The sequence below is a fragment of the Pseudomonas sp. SIMBA_041 genome (assembly GCF_046535095.1).
GTDB classification, from domain to species: domain Bacteria; phylum Pseudomonadota; class Gammaproteobacteria; order Pseudomonadales; family Pseudomonadaceae; genus Aquipseudomonas; species Aquipseudomonas mucoides.
This window is the reverse complement of record NZ_JAWRXJ010000010.1, coordinates 158,956-178,280: the sequence shown is the minus strand read 5'-3', so window position 1 is coordinate 178,280 and position 19,325 is coordinate 158,956. Positions and strand designations below refer to the sequence as shown.

General features: G+C 58.6%; 15 protein-coding genes. 13 read left to right on the top strand and 2 right to left on the bottom strand.

The window, feature by feature from the left end; translation table 11 throughout:
- Window positions 1-442: 442 nt before the first annotated feature.
- From SB725_RS23535 to SB725_RS23500, 8 genes are all read left to right on the top strand, one after another.
- Window positions 443-2,068 carry an ABC transporter substrate-binding protein gene (locus tag SB725_RS23535; RefSeq protein WP_027924498.1) on the top strand — a complete coding sequence of 542 codons (1,626 nt, stop codon included), beginning with the start codon at window positions 443-445 and terminating at the stop codon, window positions 2,066-2,068.
- Between the two features lie 307 nt (window positions 2,069-2,375).
- Window positions 2,376-3,974, top strand: a complete 1,599-nt coding sequence (locus SB725_RS23530; RefSeq protein ID WP_059181619.1) for an ABC transporter substrate-binding protein — start codon at window positions 2,376-2,378, stop codon at window positions 3,972-3,974.
- A gap of 169 nt (window positions 3,975-4,143) precedes the next feature.
- On the top strand, window positions 4,144-5,556 hold the full coding sequence (locus SB725_RS23525; RefSeq protein ID WP_027924496.1) for an OprD family porin: 1,413 nt from the start codon (window positions 4,144-4,146) through the stop codon (window positions 5,554-5,556).
- Window positions 5,557-5,634: 78 nt separating this feature from the next.
- The gene (locus SB725_RS23520; RefSeq protein ID WP_194940811.1) at window positions 5,635-7,230 is read left to right on the top strand and encodes an ABC transporter substrate-binding protein; all 1,596 of its coding nucleotides are present in this window, start codon (window positions 5,635-5,637) and stop codon (window positions 7,228-7,230) included.
- A 74-nt stretch (window positions 7,231-7,304) separates the two neighbouring features.
- Complete coding sequence (locus SB725_RS23515; RefSeq protein WP_027924494.1) at window positions 7,305-8,315, top strand: ABC transporter permease subunit; 1,011 nt, start codon at window positions 7,305-7,307, stop codon at window positions 8,313-8,315.
- Window positions 8,316-8,325: 10 nt separating this feature from the next.
- Entirely contained in the window at window positions 8,326-9,249 is a 924-nt protein-coding gene (locus SB725_RS23510; protein WP_027924493.1) for an ABC transporter permease subunit, read from the top strand.
- A 10-nt stretch (window positions 9,250-9,259) separates the two neighbouring features.
- A complete protein-coding gene (locus SB725_RS23505; protein WP_027924492.1) occupies window positions 9,260-10,228 on the top strand; it encodes an ABC transporter ATP-binding protein in 969 nt (322 codons plus the stop codon).
- A complete protein-coding gene (locus SB725_RS23500; RefSeq protein ID WP_059181621.1) occupies window positions 10,228-11,208 on the top strand; it encodes a peptide ABC transporter ATP-binding protein in 981 nt (326 codons plus the stop codon). The genes SB725_RS23505 and SB725_RS23500 overlap by 1 nt, the downstream gene beginning before the upstream one ends.
- Window positions 11,209-11,305: 97 nt before the next feature.
- On the opposite strand, the gene SB725_RS23495 is transcribed toward SB725_RS23500, so the two are convergent.
- Together SB725_RS23495 and SB725_RS23490 are read right to left on the bottom strand one after the other, a co-directional pair.
- Complete coding sequence (locus SB725_RS23495) at window positions 11,306-11,560, bottom strand: hypothetical protein (RefSeq protein ID WP_027924490.1); 255 nt, start codon at window positions 11,558-11,560, stop codon at window positions 11,306-11,308.
- Window positions 11,561-11,808: 248 nt separating this feature from the next.
- On the bottom strand, window positions 11,809-13,392 hold the full coding sequence (locus SB725_RS23490) for a peptide chain release factor 3 (RefSeq protein WP_027924489.1): 1,584 nt from the start codon (window positions 13,390-13,392) through the stop codon (window positions 11,809-11,811).
- A gap of 490 nt (window positions 13,393-13,882) precedes the next feature.
- On the opposite strand from SB725_RS23490, the gene SB725_RS23485 reads away from it, so the two are divergent.
- The 5 genes from SB725_RS23485 (at window position 13,883) to SB725_RS23465 (ending at window position 19,230) form a co-directional block, all read left to right on the top strand.
- Window positions 13,883-14,599, top strand: coding sequence for an ABC transporter permease (locus SB725_RS23485; protein ID WP_027924488.1), 717 nt, complete (start codon window positions 13,883-13,885; stop codon window positions 14,597-14,599).
- Window positions 14,600-14,619: 20 nt separating this feature from the next.
- Window positions 14,620-15,513, top strand: coding sequence for a glycine betaine ABC transporter substrate-binding protein (locus tag SB725_RS23480; protein ID WP_194940812.1), 894 nt, complete (start codon window positions 14,620-14,622; stop codon window positions 15,511-15,513).
- Between the two features lie 12 nt (window positions 15,514-15,525).
- Complete coding sequence (locus SB725_RS23475) at window positions 15,526-16,179, top strand: ABC transporter permease (RefSeq protein WP_007942812.1); 654 nt, start codon at window positions 15,526-15,528, stop codon at window positions 16,177-16,179.
- Window positions 16,176-17,333, top strand: coding sequence for a betaine/proline/choline family ABC transporter ATP-binding protein (locus SB725_RS23470; RefSeq protein WP_008148962.1), 1,158 nt, complete (start codon window positions 16,176-16,178; stop codon window positions 17,331-17,333). The genes SB725_RS23475 and SB725_RS23470 overlap by 4 nt, the downstream gene beginning before the upstream one ends.
- Window positions 17,334-18,066: 733 nt before the next feature.
- Window positions 18,067-19,230 carry a type III PLP-dependent enzyme gene (locus SB725_RS23465; RefSeq protein ID WP_027924486.1) on the top strand — a complete coding sequence of 388 codons (1,164 nt, stop codon included), beginning with the start codon at window positions 18,067-18,069 and terminating at the stop codon, window positions 19,228-19,230.
- The last annotated feature ends 95 nt before the right edge of the window (window positions 19,231-19,325 follow it).

The following is a 19,325-nucleotide window of genomic DNA, read 5'->3' as shown; positions in this document are numbered from 1 at the left end:
ATGTCCACTGACAAACACCTGCCAGTCAAACTGCACCCACCCCCACAACAAACCCGTTAAACAACAAATACCTACCACACGGTCCCAAACTCAACAGCCCCCACGCCCGGCGCAAAATACTCTCAATCCCAAAAAGCCACCCACCCAACCCATTCAACCCCCAAAACGTGGGTATAAATAAGTAACACCACGCTCCAACCGGGTGCGCAAGCCCCGCCAATCGCCCCGCCGCGGTGCGCCGGTTGCACCGAAAAAAACCTGCGCAAACGGTCAAATGCGCCTGAATTTATACAAATGCGACATTAAGGTACGTACGTGCCACTGTTTAACGCCTGTGGTCGCTCTGGATCTTGCATTGGGTACGGCCCCTGCATAAGTATCCGCAGGTCGACTCACGAGGTCGTCCTCTAATTCCAAAAATGACAACAATCATGAGGCCACCATGCTTAAACACGCGGTCATTCCGTTTTTAGTCGGCGCCAGCTTGCTAGCTAGCGCACCCTTCGCCCAAGCCGCGACTAACCTGGTGTTCTGCTCCGAAGGGAGCCCGGCCGGTTTCGATCCAGGTCAATACACCACCGGAACCGACTTCGACGCCTCTGCAGAAACCATGTTCAACCGCCTGACCCAGTTCGAGCGCGGCGGCACCGCCGTGATTCCTGGCCTGGCGACCAGCTGGGACATTTCCCCGGACGGCCTGACGTACACCTTCCACCTGCGTGACGGCGTCAAGTTCCACACCACCCCGTACTTCAAGCCGACTCGTGAGTTCAACGCCGACGACGTGCTGTTCACCTTTAATCGCATGATTAACAAGGATGACCCGTTCCGTAAGGCGTACCCGACTGAATTCCCGTACTTCACCGACATGGGGATGGACACCAACATCACCAAGATCGATAAAGTCGACGACAAAACCGTCAAGTTCACGTTGAAAGAAGTGGATGCCGCGTTCATCCAGAACATGGCCATGAGCTTCGCCTCGGTGCAGTCCGCCGAGTACGCAGCCCAGCTGCTGAAAGAAGGCAAAGCGGCAGACATCAACCAGAAGCCGGTCGGCACGGGTCCGTTCGTATTCAAGAGCTACCAGAAAGACTCCAACATCCGCTACACCGGGAACAAGGACTACTGGAAGCCTGACGACGTCAAGATCGACAACCTGATCTTCGCCATCACCACCGACCCGTCGGTGCGTATCCAGAAGCTGAAGAAGGGCGAGTGCCAGATCACTCTGTTCCCACGTCCAGCCGACTTGAAGGCGCTCAAAGAAGACAAGACCCTGAAAGTGCCTGATCAGGCCGGTTTCAACCTGGGTTACATCGCCTACAACGTGATGGACAAGATCAAGGGCAGCGACGAGCCGAACCCGATGGCCCAACTGAAAGTGCGTCAGGCACTGGACATGGCCGTCAACAAGCAGCAGATCATCGACTCGGTTTACCAGGGCGCAGGCCAACTGGCCGTCAACGCCATGCCGCCAACCCAGTGGTCTTACGACACCACCATCAAAGATGCTCCGTACAACCCTGAGAAAGCCAAAGAGCTGCTCAAGGAAGCCGGCATCAAGGAAGGTACCGAGATCAACCTGTGGGCGATGCCGGTACAGCGTCCTTACAACCCGAACGCCAAACTGATGGCTGAAATGCTGCAGTCCGACTGGGCCAAGATCGGCATCAAAGCCAAGATCGTGACCTACGAGTGGGGCGAGTACATCAAGCGCTCCAAAGGCGGCGAAAACGGCGCGATGCTGATTGGCTGGAGCGGCGACAACGGTGACCCGGACAACTGGCTGAACGTGTTGTTCGGCTGCGACTCGCTGCAAGGCAACAACTTCTCCAAGTGGTGCGACAAGAAGTTCGACGGCATCGTTAAAGAAGCCAAGCGCACAACCGACCAGGCCAAGCGCACCGAACTGTACAAACAGGCGCAACACGTCCTCAAAGATGCAGTTCCAATGACACCTATCGCTCACTCGACGGTGTTCCAACCAATGCGCAACGAAGTGCGGGATTTCAAGATCAGTCCGTTTGGCTTGAACTCCTTCTACGGCGTCAGCGTCAGCAAATAAGGTTTTGCAACGGCGACGTTTTTGACGTCGCCGTTGCTTTATCTGCCGAGAAAGCAGGAAAACTCTTACATCCGTTTCCTCCGCGTACTACGGCGGTGGAGTCGGACGCGTTGCCATTTCCTACGAGTCTTTAGGACTCTACGCATTTACTGCCAGATCCACGGCTCATACCGTCGGGTTCTGACCAGCTCATGCGTGGGCTCTCGGTTATTGCTGAAAGGCATGGTTTGAAGTCAGTGATCCTCCACGTCCCAGGACGGGACGGCGGCTCATTGTCAAAACACTCGTGATTACAAGAGGGAGCGTCATGCGCCATTCCTTGGTTTTATCCGCATTACTGGGCACCGGCCTGTTGGCCGCCACATCCATCCAGGCCGCCAATAACAGCCTGGTGTTCTGCTCTGAAGGCAGCCCCGCCGGTTTCGACACGGCGCAGTACACCACTGCGACCGATAACGACGCCGCCGAGCCGCTGTACAACCGTTTGGCAGAGTTTGAAAAAGGCGCGACCAATGTCGTACCGGGCCTGGCCACTCGTTGGGATATTTCCGAAGACGGCCTCAAGTACACCTTTCACCTGCGCGAAGGGGTGAAGTTTCATACCACGCCCTACTTCACGCCGACCCGCGACTTCAATGCCGATGACGTGCTGTTCACGTTTAATCGCATGCTCGACCCGCAACACCCTTTCCGTAAGGCTTATCCGACCGAGTTCCCGTATTTCAACGGGATGAGCCTGAACAAGAACATCGCCAAGGTCGAAAAGACCGGGCCGCTGACCGTGGTCATGACGCTCAACAGCGTCGACGCCGCGTTCATCCAGAACATCGCCATGAGCTTCGCCGCCATCCTGTCCGCCGAATACGCCGACAAGTTGCTGGCCGTTGGCAAACCGAGCGACATCAACCAGAAGCCGATCGGCACTGGCCCGTTTGTGTTCAAGAGTTACCAGAAAGACTCCAACATCCGTTACACCGGCAACAAGCAGTACTGGGACCCGAGCCGGGTCAAGCTCGACAACCTGATTTTCGCCATCAACACCGACGCCTCGGTGCGGGTGCAGAAACTCAAGGCCAACGAGTGCCAGATCACCCTGCACCCTCGCCCTGCCGACGTGTCCGCGCTGAAGCACGACGAAAAACTCAAGCTCATCGAGAAGCCAGGTTTCAACCTCGGTTACATCGCCTACAACGTTCGGCACAAGCCTTTCGACCAGCTCGAAGTGCGACAGGCGCTGGACATGGCGGTGAACAAGCAAAGCATTCTCAACGCCGTCTACCAGGGTGCCGGGCAGTTGGCCGTCAATGCCATGCCGCCGACCCAATGGTCGTACGACGAAACGATCAAAGACGCCGCCTACAACCCGGAAAAAGCCAGGGAATTGCTCAAGGCTGCCGGCGTGAAGGAAGGCACTGAAATCACCCTGTGGGCGATGCCCGTTCAACGCCCTTACAACCCGAACGCCAAGTTGATGGCCGAAATGCTCCAGGCTGACTGGGCAAAAATCGGCCTCAAAGTGAAGATCGTCAGCTATGAATGGGGCGAGTACATCAAGCGCACCAAGAATGGCGAGCACGACATCAGCCTGATCGGCTGGACCGGGGACAATGGGGACCCGGACAACTGGCTCGGCACGCTTTACAGCTGCGACGCCATTGGCGGCAACAACTACTCCATGTGGTGTGATCCGGCTTACGACAAGCTGGTCAAGCAGGCCAAGGTCGTCACCGACCGCGACCAACGCACCATCCTGTACAAACAGGCGCAGCAGTACCTCAAACAGCAGGTGCCGATCACGCCAGTCGCCCACTCGACGGTTAACCAGCCGTTAAGCGCCAAAGTCGAAGGGTTCAAAGTCAGCCCCTTCGGCCGCAACGTGTTCTCGGGCGTCAGTATCGACCAATAACCGATTAGCCAGAACGCTGGGGGCGTATTACGCCCTCACGCAAGCGTATTGCCGTAATTCGTCAATCCGGCCTGCAGCAAACGTTTGCGATGCCTTGAATGTGTTCTAAACCAATAGCCGGATCACCAATAAGACCGGCATTAAAAAAAGAAAGTAAGGAGCTTCACCCATGAAACTGAGCAGCACCGCGTTATTGGCCTTGGCCATCAGCAGCGTAACCGCCTCGGCGTACGCAGAAACCCAGAGCCAGGCATTCACCCCGGTGACGGTTAACACCAAAAGTGCACAAGCTGATGCAACTGGCTTCGTCGAAGGTCAATCCATCTCCGGCACCACGCGTAACTGGTACGCCAACGAACAACTGAAACGTGGCGGCAAGTTCACTTACCGCAAAGACGGTGTCGCCACCCCGACTGATCGTCGTATCAACTGGGTTCAAGGCACCATCGTCAAGTACAACTCCGGTTTCACCGAAGGCACTGTAGGTTTCAGCACCGAAGTGGCCGCCTACAACGCTGTTGCTCTGGAGCGCGATCGCGAGAACCTGGCCTCCAACAACGGTGGCGCACCGGGCTCCCGCCCAGGCGCGGGCAACAACCGTACCCTGACCAAAGAAGGCGGCGACGCTCAAGGTCAGTGGAGCAAGCTGGGCCTGGCCAACGTCAAGGCTCGCATCTCCAACACCACCCTGACCGCCGGCCGCATGAACTTCAGCAGCCCGCAGGTCGATGTGATCGGCAACCGTGCCCTGCCTTCGAGCTTCCAGGGCGTCGCGGTCCACAGCGAAGAGCTGAACAACCTGGCTTTCGACCTGGGGACCTTTGACCGCGTTTCGCCGCGTACCGAAGAAAGCCTGAGCAAGTTCCGCTCCGAATACCAAAACATTACTGCTGAGACCGATCACGTTAATACGGCAGGCCTCACCTATACCCCTTTCGCCAGCCTGACCACCAGCCTGTGGGCGACCCAGGCCGAAGACTTCTGGAACCAGTACTACTTCGGCGCCAGCCACGTGTTGGGTGACAGTTCGGTACTGAGCCTGACCACCGGCCTGAACTACTACAAGACCGTCGATGAAGGTAAGAGACTGCTGGGCGAAATCGACAACCAGGCCGGCTCCCTGTCGTTTGGCCTGACTCACCAGGCTCACACCCTGACCTTCTCGTACCAGGAAATTAACGGTAACGAGTACTTCGACTACCTGCACGAAACCAACGGCATCTACCTGGCCAACTCCCTGCTGTCGGACTTCAACGGCCCGAACGAGAAATCCTTCCAGATCGCCTACGGCCTGAACATGGCTGAATACGGCGTGCCAGGCCTGAAGTTCAACATCTACCAGGCGCGTGGCTGGGGCATCGACGGTACTCACTACACCGGTACCGCCTATGACGTGAAAAACATGGACGGCGAAACCCACTACGAATACGGCATCGGTTCGACGTACGCCATTCAGAGCGGCCCACTCAAGGCCACCACTGTTCGCGCGACCTACACCGCTCACCGCGCCAGTGAAAACCAGGGCGATGGCAGCATCAACGAGTTCCGTCTCGTGACCACCATTCCGTTCAACATCCTGTAATGCACCTGCCTAACAGCTGATTCAGTGACGAATCAGCTGTTAGGCATTAGTCCTTTAACTGATTGCAGAGGGTTCTTGATGAAAATGCTTCCCCTACGTGCGGCCATCGCTGCCGCGTTGCTGAGTGTCGCTGTTGGCGTCGCTGCCAAACCCCTGGTGGTCTGCACCGAAGCCAGTCCGGAAGGCTTCGATATGGTCCAGTACACGACTGCAGTCACAGCCGACGCCGTGGCTGAAACCATCTTCAACCGTCTGGCGGACTTCAAGCCGGGCACCACTGAAGTGATTCCGGCACTGGCCGATTCCTGGGACATCAGCGAAGACGGTCTGAGCTACACGTTCCACCTGCGCAAAGGCGTCAAGTTTCACACCACCGATTACTTCAAGCCGACGCGCGACATGAACGCCGACGACGTGGTCTGGAGCTTCCAGCGTCAGCTGGACCCGAACCACCCATGGCACAAACTGTCCAGCGTGGGCTTCCCGTACTTTGAAAGCATGGGCTTCAAGGAACTGCTCAAAAGCGTCGAGAAAGTCGACGACAACACGGTCAAGTTCACCCTGACCCGTCGTGAAGCGCCGTTCCTGGCCGACATCGCCATGGCCTTCTCCTCGATCTACTCCGCCGAATACGCCGACCAGTTGCTCAAGGCGAACAAGGCCGGCGACTTGAACAACAAGCCAATTGGCACCGGTCCATTCGTGTTCCAGCGCTACAACAAGGACGCTCAGGTTCGCTTCAAGGCCAACCCGGAGTACTTCCGTGGCAAGCCACCGGCTGACGCGTTGATTCTGGCAATTGCCACCGACAACAACGTGCGCCTGCAAAAGCTCAAGGCCAACGAGTGCCAGATCGCGCTCTATCCGAAACCGGATGACATCCCGAGCATCAAGAAAGACACCAACCTCAAGGTTGATGAGATGAACGCGATGACCGTTTCGTACATCGCCATGAACACCTCGCACAAATACATGAGCGATGTGCGCGTGCGCAAAGCCATCGACATCGCGTTCGACAAGGCGGCCTATGTCAACGCGCTGTTCGGCAAAGGCAATGCGACTGTCGCGGTCAACCCGTACCCGGACACTCTGCTGGGCTACAACCACAAGCTGACCAACCCGCCGCGAGACCTGGACAAGGCCCGCGCCTTGCTCAAGGAAGCAGGCGTACCGGAAGGCACAACGTTTACACTGTTCACCCGTAACGGCGGCGGGCCGACCAACCCGAACCCGATGCTGGGCGCGCAGATGATGCAGGCTGACCTGGCCAAGGTCGGCATCAAGATCGACATTCGCGTCATGGAATGGGGCGAAATGCTCAAACGTGCGAAAAACGGCGAGCACGACATGGTTTCCGCCGGATGGGCGGGTGATAACGGCGATCCGGATAACTTCCTGACGCCTATGCTGAGTTGCGAAGCAGCCAAGAACGGCGAAAACTACGCGCGCTGGTGCAACGAGAAATTCCAGACGCTGATCGATGAAGCCCGAGCTAAAGTGAACCCGACGGAACGTGCGGCGCTCTACGAGCAAGCCCAGGAGGTTTTCAATCAGGACCAGCCATGGATCAGCATGGCGCACACCCGTATGTTTACTGCAATGCGCAACAACGTAGAGGGCTATCACATTAGCCCGCTTACCACGAATAACTTCGCCACCACCCAGGTGAAGTAAATAAGAAAACTCCCGGTGTCCCTGACTCCAGGGACACCAGGCACGCCTAACCGGCTGATGAGGTACACCACAAGATGTTTAGTTTTATTGCCCGCCGATTGGGGTTATTGATCCCCACGTTCTTCGGCATCACCTTGCTGACTTTCGCGTTGATTCGCATGATTCCAGGCGACCCCGTGGAAGTAATGATGGGCGAACGCCGAGTCGACCCCGAAATGCATGCTCAGGCAATGGAACGCCTTGGTCTGAACAAACCGCTGTATGCCCAATACCTGGACTACGTCGGCAAACTGGCTCACGGCGACCTCGGCGAATCGCTGCGTACCCGTGAAAGCGTGTGGAGCGAGTTCACCTCTCTATTCCCAGCGACCCTGGAACTGTCCATGGCCGCCCTGCTGTTCGCCGGCATCCTGGGCCTCCTGGCCGGGGTGATCGCGGCACTCAAGCGAGGATCCCTGTTCGACCATGGGGTGATGGGCATCTCCCTGGCGGGATATTCGATGCCGATCTTCTGGTGGGGCCTGATCCTGATCATGTTCTTCTCGGTGAGCCTGGGCTGGACCCCGGTGTCCGGGCGGATCGACTTGCTCTATGACATCGAGCCGCGCACCGGCTTCATGCTCATCGACACGCTGCTGGCCGATGACGTCGGTGCGTTCTTCGATGCCCTGCATCACCTGATCCTGCCGGCCATCGTGCTGGGTACCATCCCGCTGGCCGTTATTGCGCGGATGACCCGTTCTTCGATGCTCGAAGTACTGCGTGAAGACTACATCCGTACCGCCCGCGCCAAAGGCCTGTCGCCTTCTCGCGTGGTGTTCGTGCACGGCCTGCGCAACGCGCTGATTCCGGTCCTGACCGTGGTCGGCCTGCAAGTCGGCACATTGCTGGCCGGTGCGGTCCTGACCGAAACCATCTTCTCGTGGCCCGGCATCGGTAAATGGCTGATCGAAGCCATTGGCGCCCGAGACTATCCAGTCGTGCAAAACGGCATCCTGTTAATCGCCTGCCTGGTGATTCTGGTCAACTTCGTGGTGGACATCCTCTACGGCTTTGCCAACCCACGCATCCGTCACCAGCGCTGAGATCATGACCATGACCACTCCAGCTACAACGCCAAATCAAGCGGTAACAGTCGATCAAAGCCTGTTGTATCCGTCCCCGTACAAAGAATTCTGGCACGCGTTTTCCCGCAACAAGGGCGCCGTCGCCGGCCTGATGTTCATGATCCTGGTGATTTTCTGCGCGATCTTCGCGCCGTGGGTTGCCCCGCATAACCCGAGCGAGCAATACCGTGACTTCCTGCTGACCCCGCCAGCCTGGCTGGAAGGTGGGCAGATCCAGTTCCTGCTCGGCACCGATGAACTGGGTCGCGACCTGCTGTCGCGCCTGATCACCGGTTCGCGTCTGTCGTTGATGATCGGTTTGTCGTCGGTGGTGATGTCGCTGATTCCGGGGATCCTGCTGGGTCTGTTCGCCGGTTTCTTCCCGCGCTTGCTCGGCCCGACCATCATGCGTCTGATGGACATCATGCTGGCCCTGCCGTCCCTGCTGCTGGCCGTGGCGATTGTCGCCATCCTCGGCCCTGGCCTGATCAACACCGTGATCGCCATCGCCGTGGTGTCCCTGCCGTCCTATGTCCGTCTGACCCGCGCTGCGGTGATGGGCGAACTGAACCGCGACTACGTGACCGCTGCGCGCCTGGCCGGTGCCACGCTGCCCCGCCTGATGTTCATCACCGTGCTGCCTAACTGCATGGCGCCGCTGATCGTTCAGGCGACCTTGAGCTTCTCCTCGGCGATTCTCGATGCCGCCGCACTGGGCTTCCTCGGCCTTGGCGTACAACCGCCAACCCCTGAGTGGGGCACCATGCTGGCTTCGGCTCGCGACTACATCGAACGCGCCTGGTGGGTAGTCAGCCTGCCTGGCTTGACCATTTTGCTCAGCGTGCTGGCAATCAACTTGATGGGCGACGGCCTGCGCGATGCGCTGGACCCGAAACTCAAGAACGCCGCCTGAGGAGATTCAAATGTCACTGTTAGAAATCAAGAATCTCAACGTTCGCTTCGGCGACAAGAACGCCGTTCCGGTGGTCGACGGGCTCGACATCACCGTGGAAAAAGGCGAAGTCCTGGCCATCGTTGGCGAGTCGGGTTCGGGTAAATCCGTGACCATGATGGCGCTGATGGGCCTGATCGAGCATCCAGGGATCGTCACTGCCGACGCCCTGAATTTCGACGGCAAGAACATGCTCAAGCTCAGCAACCGTCAGCGTCGACAAATCGTCGGCAAAGACCTGGCCATGGTCTTCCAGGACCCGATGACCGCGCTGAACCCGAGCTACACCGTCGGTTTCCAGATCGAGGAAGTGCTGCGCCTGCACCTGAAAATGTCCGGCAAGCAAGCGCGCAAGCGTGCCATCGAACTATTGGAAAAAGTGGAAATCCCGGGCGCTGCCAGTCGTATGGACGCCTACCCGCACCAACTGTCCGGCGGTATGAGCCAGCGTGTTGCAATCGCCATGGCGATTGCCGGCGAACCGAAACTGCTGATCGCTGACGAACCGACTACGGCACTCGACGTCACGATTCAGGCGCAGATCATGGACCTGCTGCTGGCGTTGCAGAAAGAGCAGAACATGGGCCTGGTGCTGATCACTCACGACCTCGCGGTCGTGGCTGAAACCGCCCAGCGTGTGTGCGTGATGTACGCCGGCCAGGCGGTTGAGGTCGGTCAGGTGCCGCAGCTGTTCGACATTCCGGCGCACCCGTACAGCGAAGCGTTGCTCAAGGCGATTCCGGAACACAGCCTCGGCGCTACACGCCTGTCGACCCTGCCGGGCATCGTTCCCGGGCGCTACGACCGTCCGCAGGGTTGCCTGCTGTCGCCGCGTTGCCCGTATGTGCAAGACAGCTGCCGCGCCACGCGCCCGGCCCTGGACCCGAAAAGCCACAGCCTCGCCCGCTGCTTCTACCCGCTTAATCAGGAGGTGGCGTAATGGCCGTCGTACTTACCGCCCGCGACCTGACCCGTCACTACGAAGTGTCCCGCGGCCTGTTCAAGGGCCATGCGACCGTGCGCGCCCTCAACGGCGTGTCGTTTGAACTGCACGCCGGCAAGACCCTCGCCGTGGTTGGTGAATCGGGCTGCGGCAAATCCACCCTGGCCCGTGCGTTAACCCTGATCGAAGAGCCGTCCTCCGGCTCCTTGAAAATCGCCGGCCAGGAAGTCGCCGGTGCCGACAAGGCCCAGCGCAAGCAACTGCGCAAAGACGTGCAGATGGTGTTCCAGAGCCCGTACGCCTCGCTCAACCCACGGCAGAAAGTCGGTGACCAGCTCGGCGAACCGCTGCTGATCAACACCAACCTGTCGGCGGCCGAACGTCGCGAAAAAGTCCAGGCCATGATGAAGCAGGTGGGCTTGCGTCCCGAGCACTACCAGCGTTATCCGCACATGTTCTCCGGCGGTCAGCGCCAGCGGATCGCCTTGGCCCGCGCGATGATGCTGCAGCCTAAAGTGCTGGTAGCGGACGAACCGACCTCGGCGCTGGACGTGTCGATTCAGGCGCAGGTACTGAACCTGTTCATGGATTTGCAGCAAGAGTTCAACACCGCCTACGTGTTCATCTCCCACAACCTGGCCGTGGTGCAACACGTTGCCGATGACGTGATGGTGATGTACCTCGGTCGCCCGGTGGAAATGGGTCCGAAGAACGACATCTACGAGCGTCCGCTGCACCCTTACACCCAGGCGCTGTTGTCGGCCACACCGACCATTCACCCGGACCCGAACAAGCCGAAAATCAAGATCGTCGGCGAGTTGCCTAACCCGTTGAACCCGCCATCGGGTTGCGCTTTCCACAAGCGCTGCCCATACGCCACCGAGCGCTGCAGCACCGAAGAGCCAGCCCTGCGCCCTCTCGATAACCGCCAGGTGGCTTGCCACTACGCCGAGCAATTCCTCGACGGCGCGGCATAAAAATGTGGGAGCAGTTTTGCTCCCACAGCAATACCGGACCTCTTCTACAACGACTGCGCATCAGTTGGAGTAGAAGGGGTTTTCTTTTGCCTGCCGTTTAAGACTGGCTGTCGCCTTCATCCTCGTCGGTGTCGGGCTCTTCAGTGGTCGAGTCGTCATCGCCTTCACTACCGCCCTGATCTTTGTCCCCAGCCTCGGAGTCAGATTTGGCAATCATCATCCCGGCATGTATCACCTGCCCGCTCGACACCTGTTCGCCATGCTCCGGGCACTCCGCCCACGCCGCCGACATGCCCACGGACAACATCACTAAAACCTTAAGCAACAGCACAATACGTTGAACAATGCTCATAGCCGAATCCATCCTTTTTGGGGTGAAGCTTGGGTGCCTGACTGGCGCTGAATGAAATCTAGTTCCGATCAGTGTGGTTCACCAGACAGGACGCTAACGACGGGCTGGAAATGCCCGTGATCGGCAGATTGGTTTTGAATAACAGTTATCTCGAATCGTTATTGCTCGCCCCCACAAGGGGATTTGCGTCAGGCAATAAAAAACCCCGCTGCTTTCGCAACGGGGTTCTGTGGGTTTCGACTCAGCGCTTAGTGATGCTCGCGCGTCGCACGGAATTTCACGTCCGGCCAGCGCTCTTCCATCAGTGCCAGGTTGACCCGGGTCGGGGCCAGGTAGGTCAGGTGACCACCGCCGTCGATCGCGAGGTTTTCCACCGCCTTGTTGGAGAATTCCTCAAGCTTCTTCTTGTCGCTGCAATCGATCCAGCGCGCGGAATAAACGGTGATCGGCTCGTAAGAGCACTCAACCTTGTATTCCTCTTTCAAGCGGCTGGCGACCACATCGAACTGCAGCACACCGACGGCGCCGAGGATGATGTCGTTGCTGCGCTCGGGGAAGAACACCTGGGTCGCGCCCTCTTCCGCCAACTGCTGCAAGCCTTGACGCAGCTGCTTGGATTTCAACGGATCACGCAGGCGTACGCGACGGAACAGTTCCGGGGCGAAGTGCGGGATACCGGTGAAGCCCAGGGTTTCGCCTTCGGTGAAGGTGTCGCCGATCTGGATGGTGCCGTGGTTGTGCAAACCGATGATGTCGCCGGCAAACGCTTCTTCCAGCTGCTCACGCTCGGAGGAGAAGAAGGTCAGCGCGTCACCGATCCGCACATCCTTGCCGGTGCGTACGTGGCGCATCTTCATGCCTTTTTCGTACTTGCCGGAGCAAATGCGCATGAAGGCGATACGGTCGCGGTGTTTCGGGTCCATGTTCGCCTGGATCTTGAACACGAAACCGGTGAACTTCTCTTCAACCGGCTCGACGGTGCGCTCGTTGGCGACACGGGCCAATGGCTTCGGCGCCCAGTTGACCACGGCGTCGAGCACGTGATCGACACCGAAGTTGCCCAGTGCAGTACCGAAGAACACCGGCGTCAGTTGGCCGTCGAGGAATTCCTGCTGGTTGAACTCGTGGCAGGCGCCCTGCACCAGCTCCAGCTGATCGACGAAGCGATCGTACTCGTCGCCCAAATGCGCGCGCGCTTCATCGGAATCGAGCTTCTCGATGATTTTCACATCGGTACGCTCGTGGCCGTGACCGGCGGTGTACACGATGATGTAGTCGTCGGCGAGGTGATACACGCCCTTGAAATCGCGGTAGCAACCGATCGGCCAGGTGATCGGCGCGGCCTTGATCTTCAGGACCGCTTCGATCTCGTCGAGCAGTTCAATCGGGTCGCGGATGTCACGGTCGAGTTTGTTGATGAAGCTGACGATCGGCGTGTCACGCAGACGGCAAACGTCCATCAGCGCGATGGTCCGTGGCTCTACACCCTTACCGCCGTCGAGAACCATCAAGGCCGAGTCCACCGCCGTCAGGGTGCGGTAGGTGTCTTCGGAGAAGTCTTCGTGGCCCGGGGTGTCGAGCAGATTGATCATGTGGTCGCGATACGGGAACTGCATGACCGACGTGGTAATGGAAATACCCCGTTGTTTTTCCATTTCCATCCAGTCGGAGGTGGCATGGCGGTCGGACTTGCGAGACTTCACCGTGCCCGCAATCGCAATCGCCTTGCCCATCAGCAAGAGCTTCTCGGTAATGGTGGTTTTACCGGCATCGGGGTGGGAAATAATGGCGAAAGTGCGGCGTTTCGCGACTTCGGCGGCCTGTTTGGTCATGGGAAATCGCCTGGCAGGTGATTCAAAAAAGGGCGGCGAGTATAGCTTAAAAAGTAACCTATGGACCACCGTTCACCTGTAGCCGCTGCCGAGCCCGCGAGGCTGCGTCCGGCGGCGCAGCCGTCGTAAAACCGGACGCTGCGGTGTATCAGACACACCGCGACAGGTGAGTCGACGACGACTTCGTCGCCGAACGCAGCCTCGCGGGCTCGGCAGCGGCTACAGGGGTAATACAAGATGCGGGGTGGCTAATTGCTGCTAAATATGGAACCTTTTAAAAGGTGGAGGCGTCCACTCCCCTGTTACAGCTCTCGTAGCAGGGTTCGAAAAACCTGCAAGTTAGCCTGACGAGGCTGCGCTTATGGCTCGATCTCATGCGGTTCCATCAGCATGAAGAGCTGCTTCTCGCGAACGTTGATGACCCGGCAGCCAGCAATGGCATTGCCACTCGGGACTGCGTTCGCCGACAAAAGAAAAAAGGAGTCCGCCTGTGGCTATTCGCTATGGCAAAGGGCTGATAGGAGGTGCGGTTGTCGTCGCCCTTCTGGCCCTGCTGGTCCATTGGATTGGCATCAACACGATCGAACATTACCGCGACGATTTGTTGTTTTACCTGCAAGCTCATCTGATTCTCGTCCTTGTTTCCATGCTGGCCGCCCTCGTTGTGGGCATTCCCGCCGGTATCTTCCTCAGCCGTCCGTCCATGGTGGACCGAGCTGAGCGCTTCATGCAGCTCTTCAACATCGGCAACACCGTGCCGCCGCTCGCCGTACTGGCCATCGCCCTGGGGATTCTGGGCATCGGCAGCGGCCCCGCGATCTTCGCCCTGTTCCTCGCCTCGCTGTTGCCGATTGTGCGCAACACCTATGAAGGCCTGAAAAACGTTCAGGGTTCACTGAAAGAAGCCGCTGTCGGCATCGGCATGACCCCGACCCAAGTGCTGTGGCGGGTCGAACTGCCAAACGCCGTGCCGATCATCGTTGGTGGCGTTCGCGTGGCCCTGGCGATCAACGTCGGGACGGCTCCGCTGGCGTTCCTGATCGGCGCCAACAGCCTGGGCAGCCTGATTTTCCCCGGCATCGCCCTGAACAATCAGCCGCAACTGCTGCTCGGCGCGGCCTGCACCGCCCTGCTGGCCTTGCTGCTCGACGGTCTGGTGACACTCGCCAGCCGCCTCTGGCTCGAACGCGGCCTACGCCCGTCTTAAGCCTCGGCAAAGGAATCAATATGAAAAAAGTATGCTTATTTCTAGGCTGCGCCCTGCTGTTCGCAGGATTTGCCCACGCCGCTGAAAAACCGGTCATCCGCATCGGCGCCCGGGTGTTCACCGAACAAACCCTCCTCGCTGAAATCACCTCCCAATACCTGCGCACCAAGGGTTACGACACCCAGGTGACTGGCGGCCTGGGCAGCAACCTCGCTCGCAGCGCCCACGAAAGTGGCCAGCTGGATTTGATGTGGGAATACACCGGCGTGTCGCTGGTGGCTTACAACCACATCACGGAAAAACTCGACAGCGCCCAGTCCTACGCCAAGGTGAAAGAACTCGACGCGAAAAAAGGCCTCGTCTGGCTGACCCCGTCGAAATTCAGCAACACCTATGCCCTGGCCCTGCCGGAAACCACCGCGAAGGCTTACCCGCAGATCAACACCATCAGCGAGCTGAACACGGTGCTGCAAGCTGAGCAAAAGGACAATCATCTGGTCGCGCTGGACACCGAGTTCGCCAACCGTTCCGACGGGTTGAACGGCATGGTCGACCTCTACGGCATGAACCTGACGCGCAAAAACATCCGGCAGATGGATGCTGGTTTGGTCTACACCGCCCTGCGCAATGGCCAGGTATTTGCCGGTCTGGTCTACACCACCGACGGTCGTCTTAACGCCTTCAAGCTGAAACTGCTCGAAGACGACAAGCACTACTTCCCGGACTACACCGCCGCGCCGGTGGTACGTCAGGTGTACCTCGACGCCCATCCGAAACTCGCCGAAGAACTCAAGCCGCTGGCTGAACTGTTCGACGACGAAACCATGCGCCAGCTCAACGCGCGGGTCGATGTCGATCACGAAAGCCCATCATCCGTTGCCGCCGATTTCCTGCGCCAACATCCCATCAAATAAGGAGGAAAAGACATGGAATTTCTGAACGCCTTTTCCCATCTCGACTGGCCATTGGTGCTGCACCTGACCTGGCAGCACATCACCCTGGTCGGCATCGCCGTGACCCTGGCGATTCTGGTCGGCGTGCCGCTGGGCATTCTGATGACGCGCTTTCCGACGCTCGCCGGCCCGCTGCAAGCCAGCGCCACGGTGCTGCTGACCGTGCCGTCGATTGCGCTGTTCGGCCTGCTGCTGCCGTTTTACTCCAAATTCGGCCAGGGCCTCGGTCCGATGCCGGCGATCACGGCCGTGTTTCTGTACTCGCTGCTGCCGATCATGCGTAACACCTACTTGGCGCTGACCGGCGTCGAACCGGGCATTCGCGAAGCCGCCCGCGGCATCGGCATGACCTTCGGCCAGCGCCTGCGCATGGTCGAACTGCCCATCGCAGTGCCGGTGATCCTCGCCGGCGTACGCACTGCCGTGGTCATGAACATCGGTGTCATGACCATCGCCGCGACCATCGGCGCCGGTGGCCTCGGTGTACTCATTCTCGCTTCCATCAGCCGCAGCGACATGTCGATGCTGATCGTCGGCGCCGTGCTGGTCAGTCTCCTGGCCATCTTCGCCGACCTGCTTCTGCAATGGCTGCAACGCACGCTGACTCCAAAAGGACTGCTCAAATGATCGAACTTCAAAACCTCAGCAAGACCTTCCAAAGCAACGGCAAAGATGTGAAAGCCGTGGACTCGGTAAGCCTGACCGTCAATGAAGGCGAGATCTGTGTGTTCCTCGGACCATCGGGCTGCGGCAAAAGCACCACGCTGAAGATGATCAACCGCTTGATCAAGCCGACCTCGGGCAAGATCCTGATCAACGGCGAAGACACCACCGACCTCGACGCAGTGACCCTGCGCCGCAACATCGGTTATGTGATCCAGCAGATTGGTTTGTTCCCGAACATGACCATCGAGGAAAACATCACCATCGTTCCGCGCCTGCTGGGCTGGGACAAACAGAAATGCCACGACCGTGCCCGCGAGTTGATGAGCATGATCAAGCTGGAACCCAAGCAATACCTGAATCGCTATCCGCGCGAGTTGTCCGGCGGTCAGCAGCAGCGGATCGGTGTGATTCGGGCACTGGCGGCGGATGCGCCATTGTTGCTGATGGACGAACCCTTCGGCGCGGTCGACCCGATCAACCGCGAGATGATCCAGAACGAGTTCTTCGAGATGCAGCGCGCGCTGAACAAGACCGTGATCATGGTCAGCCACGACATCGACGAAGCCATCAAGCTGGGCGACAAGATTGCAATTTTCCGCGCCGGCAAACTGCTGCAGATCGATCACCCGGACACGCTGCTGGCGCACCCTGCGGATGATTTCGTCAGCAACTTCGTCGGCCAGGACAGCACGCTCAAGCGTCTGTTGCTGGTGAAAGCCGAGGACGCGGCGGACAACGCGCCGTCGGTGAGCCCGGAAACACCGGTGGCTGAAGCGCTGGAGTTGATGGATGAACTCGACCGTCGCTATGTCGTGGTCACCTGCGCCGATAACAAGGCTCTGGGCTACGTGCGTCGTCGCGATCTGCACCGTCAAACCGGGACTTGCGCGCAGTACTTGCGTGAGTTCAACGCCACGGCGGCGTTTGACGAGCATTTGCGCATCCTGCTGTCGCGCATGTACGAGTTCAACCGCTCGTGGTTGCCAGTGATGGATGCGGAGCGGGTGTTCCTGGGTGAAGTGACTCAGGAATCGATTGCCGAGTACTTGAGCTCAGGCAAGTCCCGTGGGGGCAAGACCAGCATTGTTTCGCCGGCCGAGACTGCTGTCGCCTGATCTGACGCCTCGCGGGCAAGCCCGCTCCCACGGGGTTCTTGGCGTACACAAGATTTGTGTACGACAGAAATCACTGTGGGAGCGGGCTTGTCCGCGATTGGGGGCACCACAACTACCCGCTGAATCCCCTCAAATATCCCTCCACAGGGAACATCACACTGTCATGCAGGTCGGTTACATCAGTAGCTATCCAGGACCGCACGACGGATGTGTGCAAAAACGCGACATTTTTTGTTGATCTCAAGCCCCTCACGCCCTAAAGTTCGCGCCGAACGTCCATGCTGGAAACGATCCATCCGGCTCAAGTACTGACGACGAGACAGCAAGGCCAAGGGAACGCACCGCTTCCCATGGCCTTTTTGCTTTCGGCGACATGCCTTGGGAAGTAGGCGAACCAAAGTGGGGATACGGAGGACGTTCAGGAGGGTGTGTCATCAATGAGTTCACGAGTGCGCCGGAGTCTGCTTTTGCGCAGGGCAAGGCGCGAGGACCGAAGTTTGGTTGTTCCAAATAAGGGACGAGTAACGCAGCCCTGCGCAAAAGCAGGCCCGGCCCTTCGGGTTGTGCCTGAGCGCGCGCCATGCTGCGTTGCAGGCCTTGCGAAGGGAATGACCATTAGCGGCGGCCTGCGCCTTGCCTGGCACGCGCTCAGGCGACAACGCACTCGCGAACTCATTGATGACACACCCTCGCACCCATTGATTAATCTAGTTTGCCAGTAGGAGTTCCCAGCATGTCGATCAACGTCGAAGACTATTTCGCGCGCGATACCTTCAACAAAATGAAGGCCTTCGCCGACAAACAAGAAACCCCGTTCGTGGTGATCGACACCGCGATGATCAGCCAGGCCTATGACGACCTGCGCGCCGGTTTCGAATTCGCCAAGGTCTACTACGCCGTCAAGGCCAACCCGGCCGTCGAAATCATCGACCTGCTCAAAGAAAAAGGTTCGAACTTCGACATCGCGTCGATCTACGAGCTCGACAAAGTGATGAACCAGGGCGTTGGCCCGGATCGCATCAGCTACGGCAACACCATCAAGAAATCCAAGGACATTCGCTACTTCTACGAGAAGGGCGTGCGTCTGTATGCCACCGACTCCGAAGCCGACCTGCGCAACATCGCCAAGGCTGCACCGGGTTCGAAAGTCTACGTGCGCATCCTCACCGAGGGCTCGACCACGGCTGACTGGCCTTTGTCGCGCAAATTCGGCTGCCAGACCGACATGGCCATGGACCTGCTGATCCTCGCCCGTGACCTGGGCCTGGTGCCGTACGGCATCTCGTTCCACGTCGGCTCGCAACAGCGCGACATCAGCGTCTGGGACGCGGCGATCGCCAAGGTCAAAGTGATCTTCGAACGCCTGAAGGAAGAAGACGGCATTCACCTCAAGCTGATCAACATGGGCGGTGGCTTCCCGGCCAACTACATCACCCGCACCAACAGCCTGGAAACCTACGCTGAAGAAATCATCCGTTTCCTCAAGGAAGACTTCGGTGATGACCTGCCGGAAATTATCCTCGAGCCGGGCCGTTCGCTGATCGCCAACGCCGGCATTCTGGTCAGCGAAGTGGTACTGGTCGCGCGTAAATCCCGCACGGCGGTAGAACGCTGGGTGTACACGGATGTGGGCAAGTTCTCCGGCCTGATCGAAACCATGGACGAAGCCATCAAGTTCCCGATCTGGACCGAGAAGAAAGGCGAGATGGAAGAAGTGGTCATCGCCGGCCCGACCTGCGACAGCGCCGACATCATGTACGAAAACTACAAGTACGGTTTGCCGCTGAACCTGGCCATCGGTGATCGTTTGTACTGGTTGTCGACCGGTGCGTACACCACCAGTTACAGCGCCGTTGAATTCAATGGCTTTCCGCCGCTGAAGTCGTTTTACGTCTAATTAGTAAAGACCCACAAAAAACCCGTGACTCTTCACGGGTTTTTTTATTTCTGCGCAAACTAAAACATACCATTTCCAACACCATAAATAGTTAC

Excerpts from the sequence above, each read along its gene's own strand:
- SB725_RS23535 (WP_027924498.1), top strand. The coding sequence starts at position 443 with ATGCTTAAACACGCGGTCATTCCGTTTTTAGTCGGCGCCAGCTTGCTA.
- SB725_RS23530 (WP_059181619.1), top strand. The coding sequence starts at position 2,376 with ATGCGCCATTCCTTGGTTTTATCCGCATTACTGGGCACCGGCCTGTTG.
- SB725_RS23525 (WP_027924496.1), top strand. The coding sequence starts at position 4,144 with ATGAAACTGAGCAGCACCGCGTTATTGGCCTTGGCCATCAGCAGCGTA.
- SB725_RS23520 (WP_194940811.1), top strand. The coding sequence starts at position 5,635 with ATGAAAATGCTTCCCCTACGTGCGGCCATCGCTGCCGCGTTGCTGAGT.
- SB725_RS23515 (WP_027924494.1), top strand. The coding sequence starts at position 7,305 with ATGTTTAGTTTTATTGCCCGCCGATTGGGGTTATTGATCCCCACGTTC.
- SB725_RS23510 (WP_027924493.1), top strand. The coding sequence starts at position 8,326 with ATGACCACTCCAGCTACAACGCCAAATCAAGCGGTAACAGTCGATCAA.
- SB725_RS23505 (WP_027924492.1), top strand. The coding sequence starts at position 9,260 with ATGTCACTGTTAGAAATCAAGAATCTCAACGTTCGCTTCGGCGACAAG.
- SB725_RS23500 (WP_059181621.1), top strand. The coding sequence starts at position 10,228 with ATGGCCGTCGTACTTACCGCCCGCGACCTGACCCGTCACTACGAAGTG.
- SB725_RS23495 (WP_027924490.1), bottom strand. The coding sequence starts at position 11,560 with ATGAGCATTGTTCAACGTATTGTGCTGTTGCTTAAGGTTTTAGTGATG.
- SB725_RS23490 (WP_027924489.1), bottom strand. The coding sequence starts at position 13,392 with ATGACCAAACAGGCCGCCGAAGTCGCGAAACGCCGCACTTTCGCCATT.
- SB725_RS23480 (WP_194940812.1), top strand. The coding sequence starts at position 14,620 with ATGAAAAAAGTATGCTTATTTCTAGGCTGCGCCCTGCTGTTCGCAGGA.
- SB725_RS23475 (WP_007942812.1), top strand. The coding sequence starts at position 15,526 with ATGGAATTTCTGAACGCCTTTTCCCATCTCGACTGGCCATTGGTGCTG.
- SB725_RS23470 (WP_008148962.1), top strand. The coding sequence starts at position 16,176 with ATGATCGAACTTCAAAACCTCAGCAAGACCTTCCAAAGCAACGGCAAA.
- SB725_RS23465 (WP_027924486.1), top strand. The coding sequence starts at position 18,067 with ATGTCGATCAACGTCGAAGACTATTTCGCGCGCGATACCTTCAACAAA.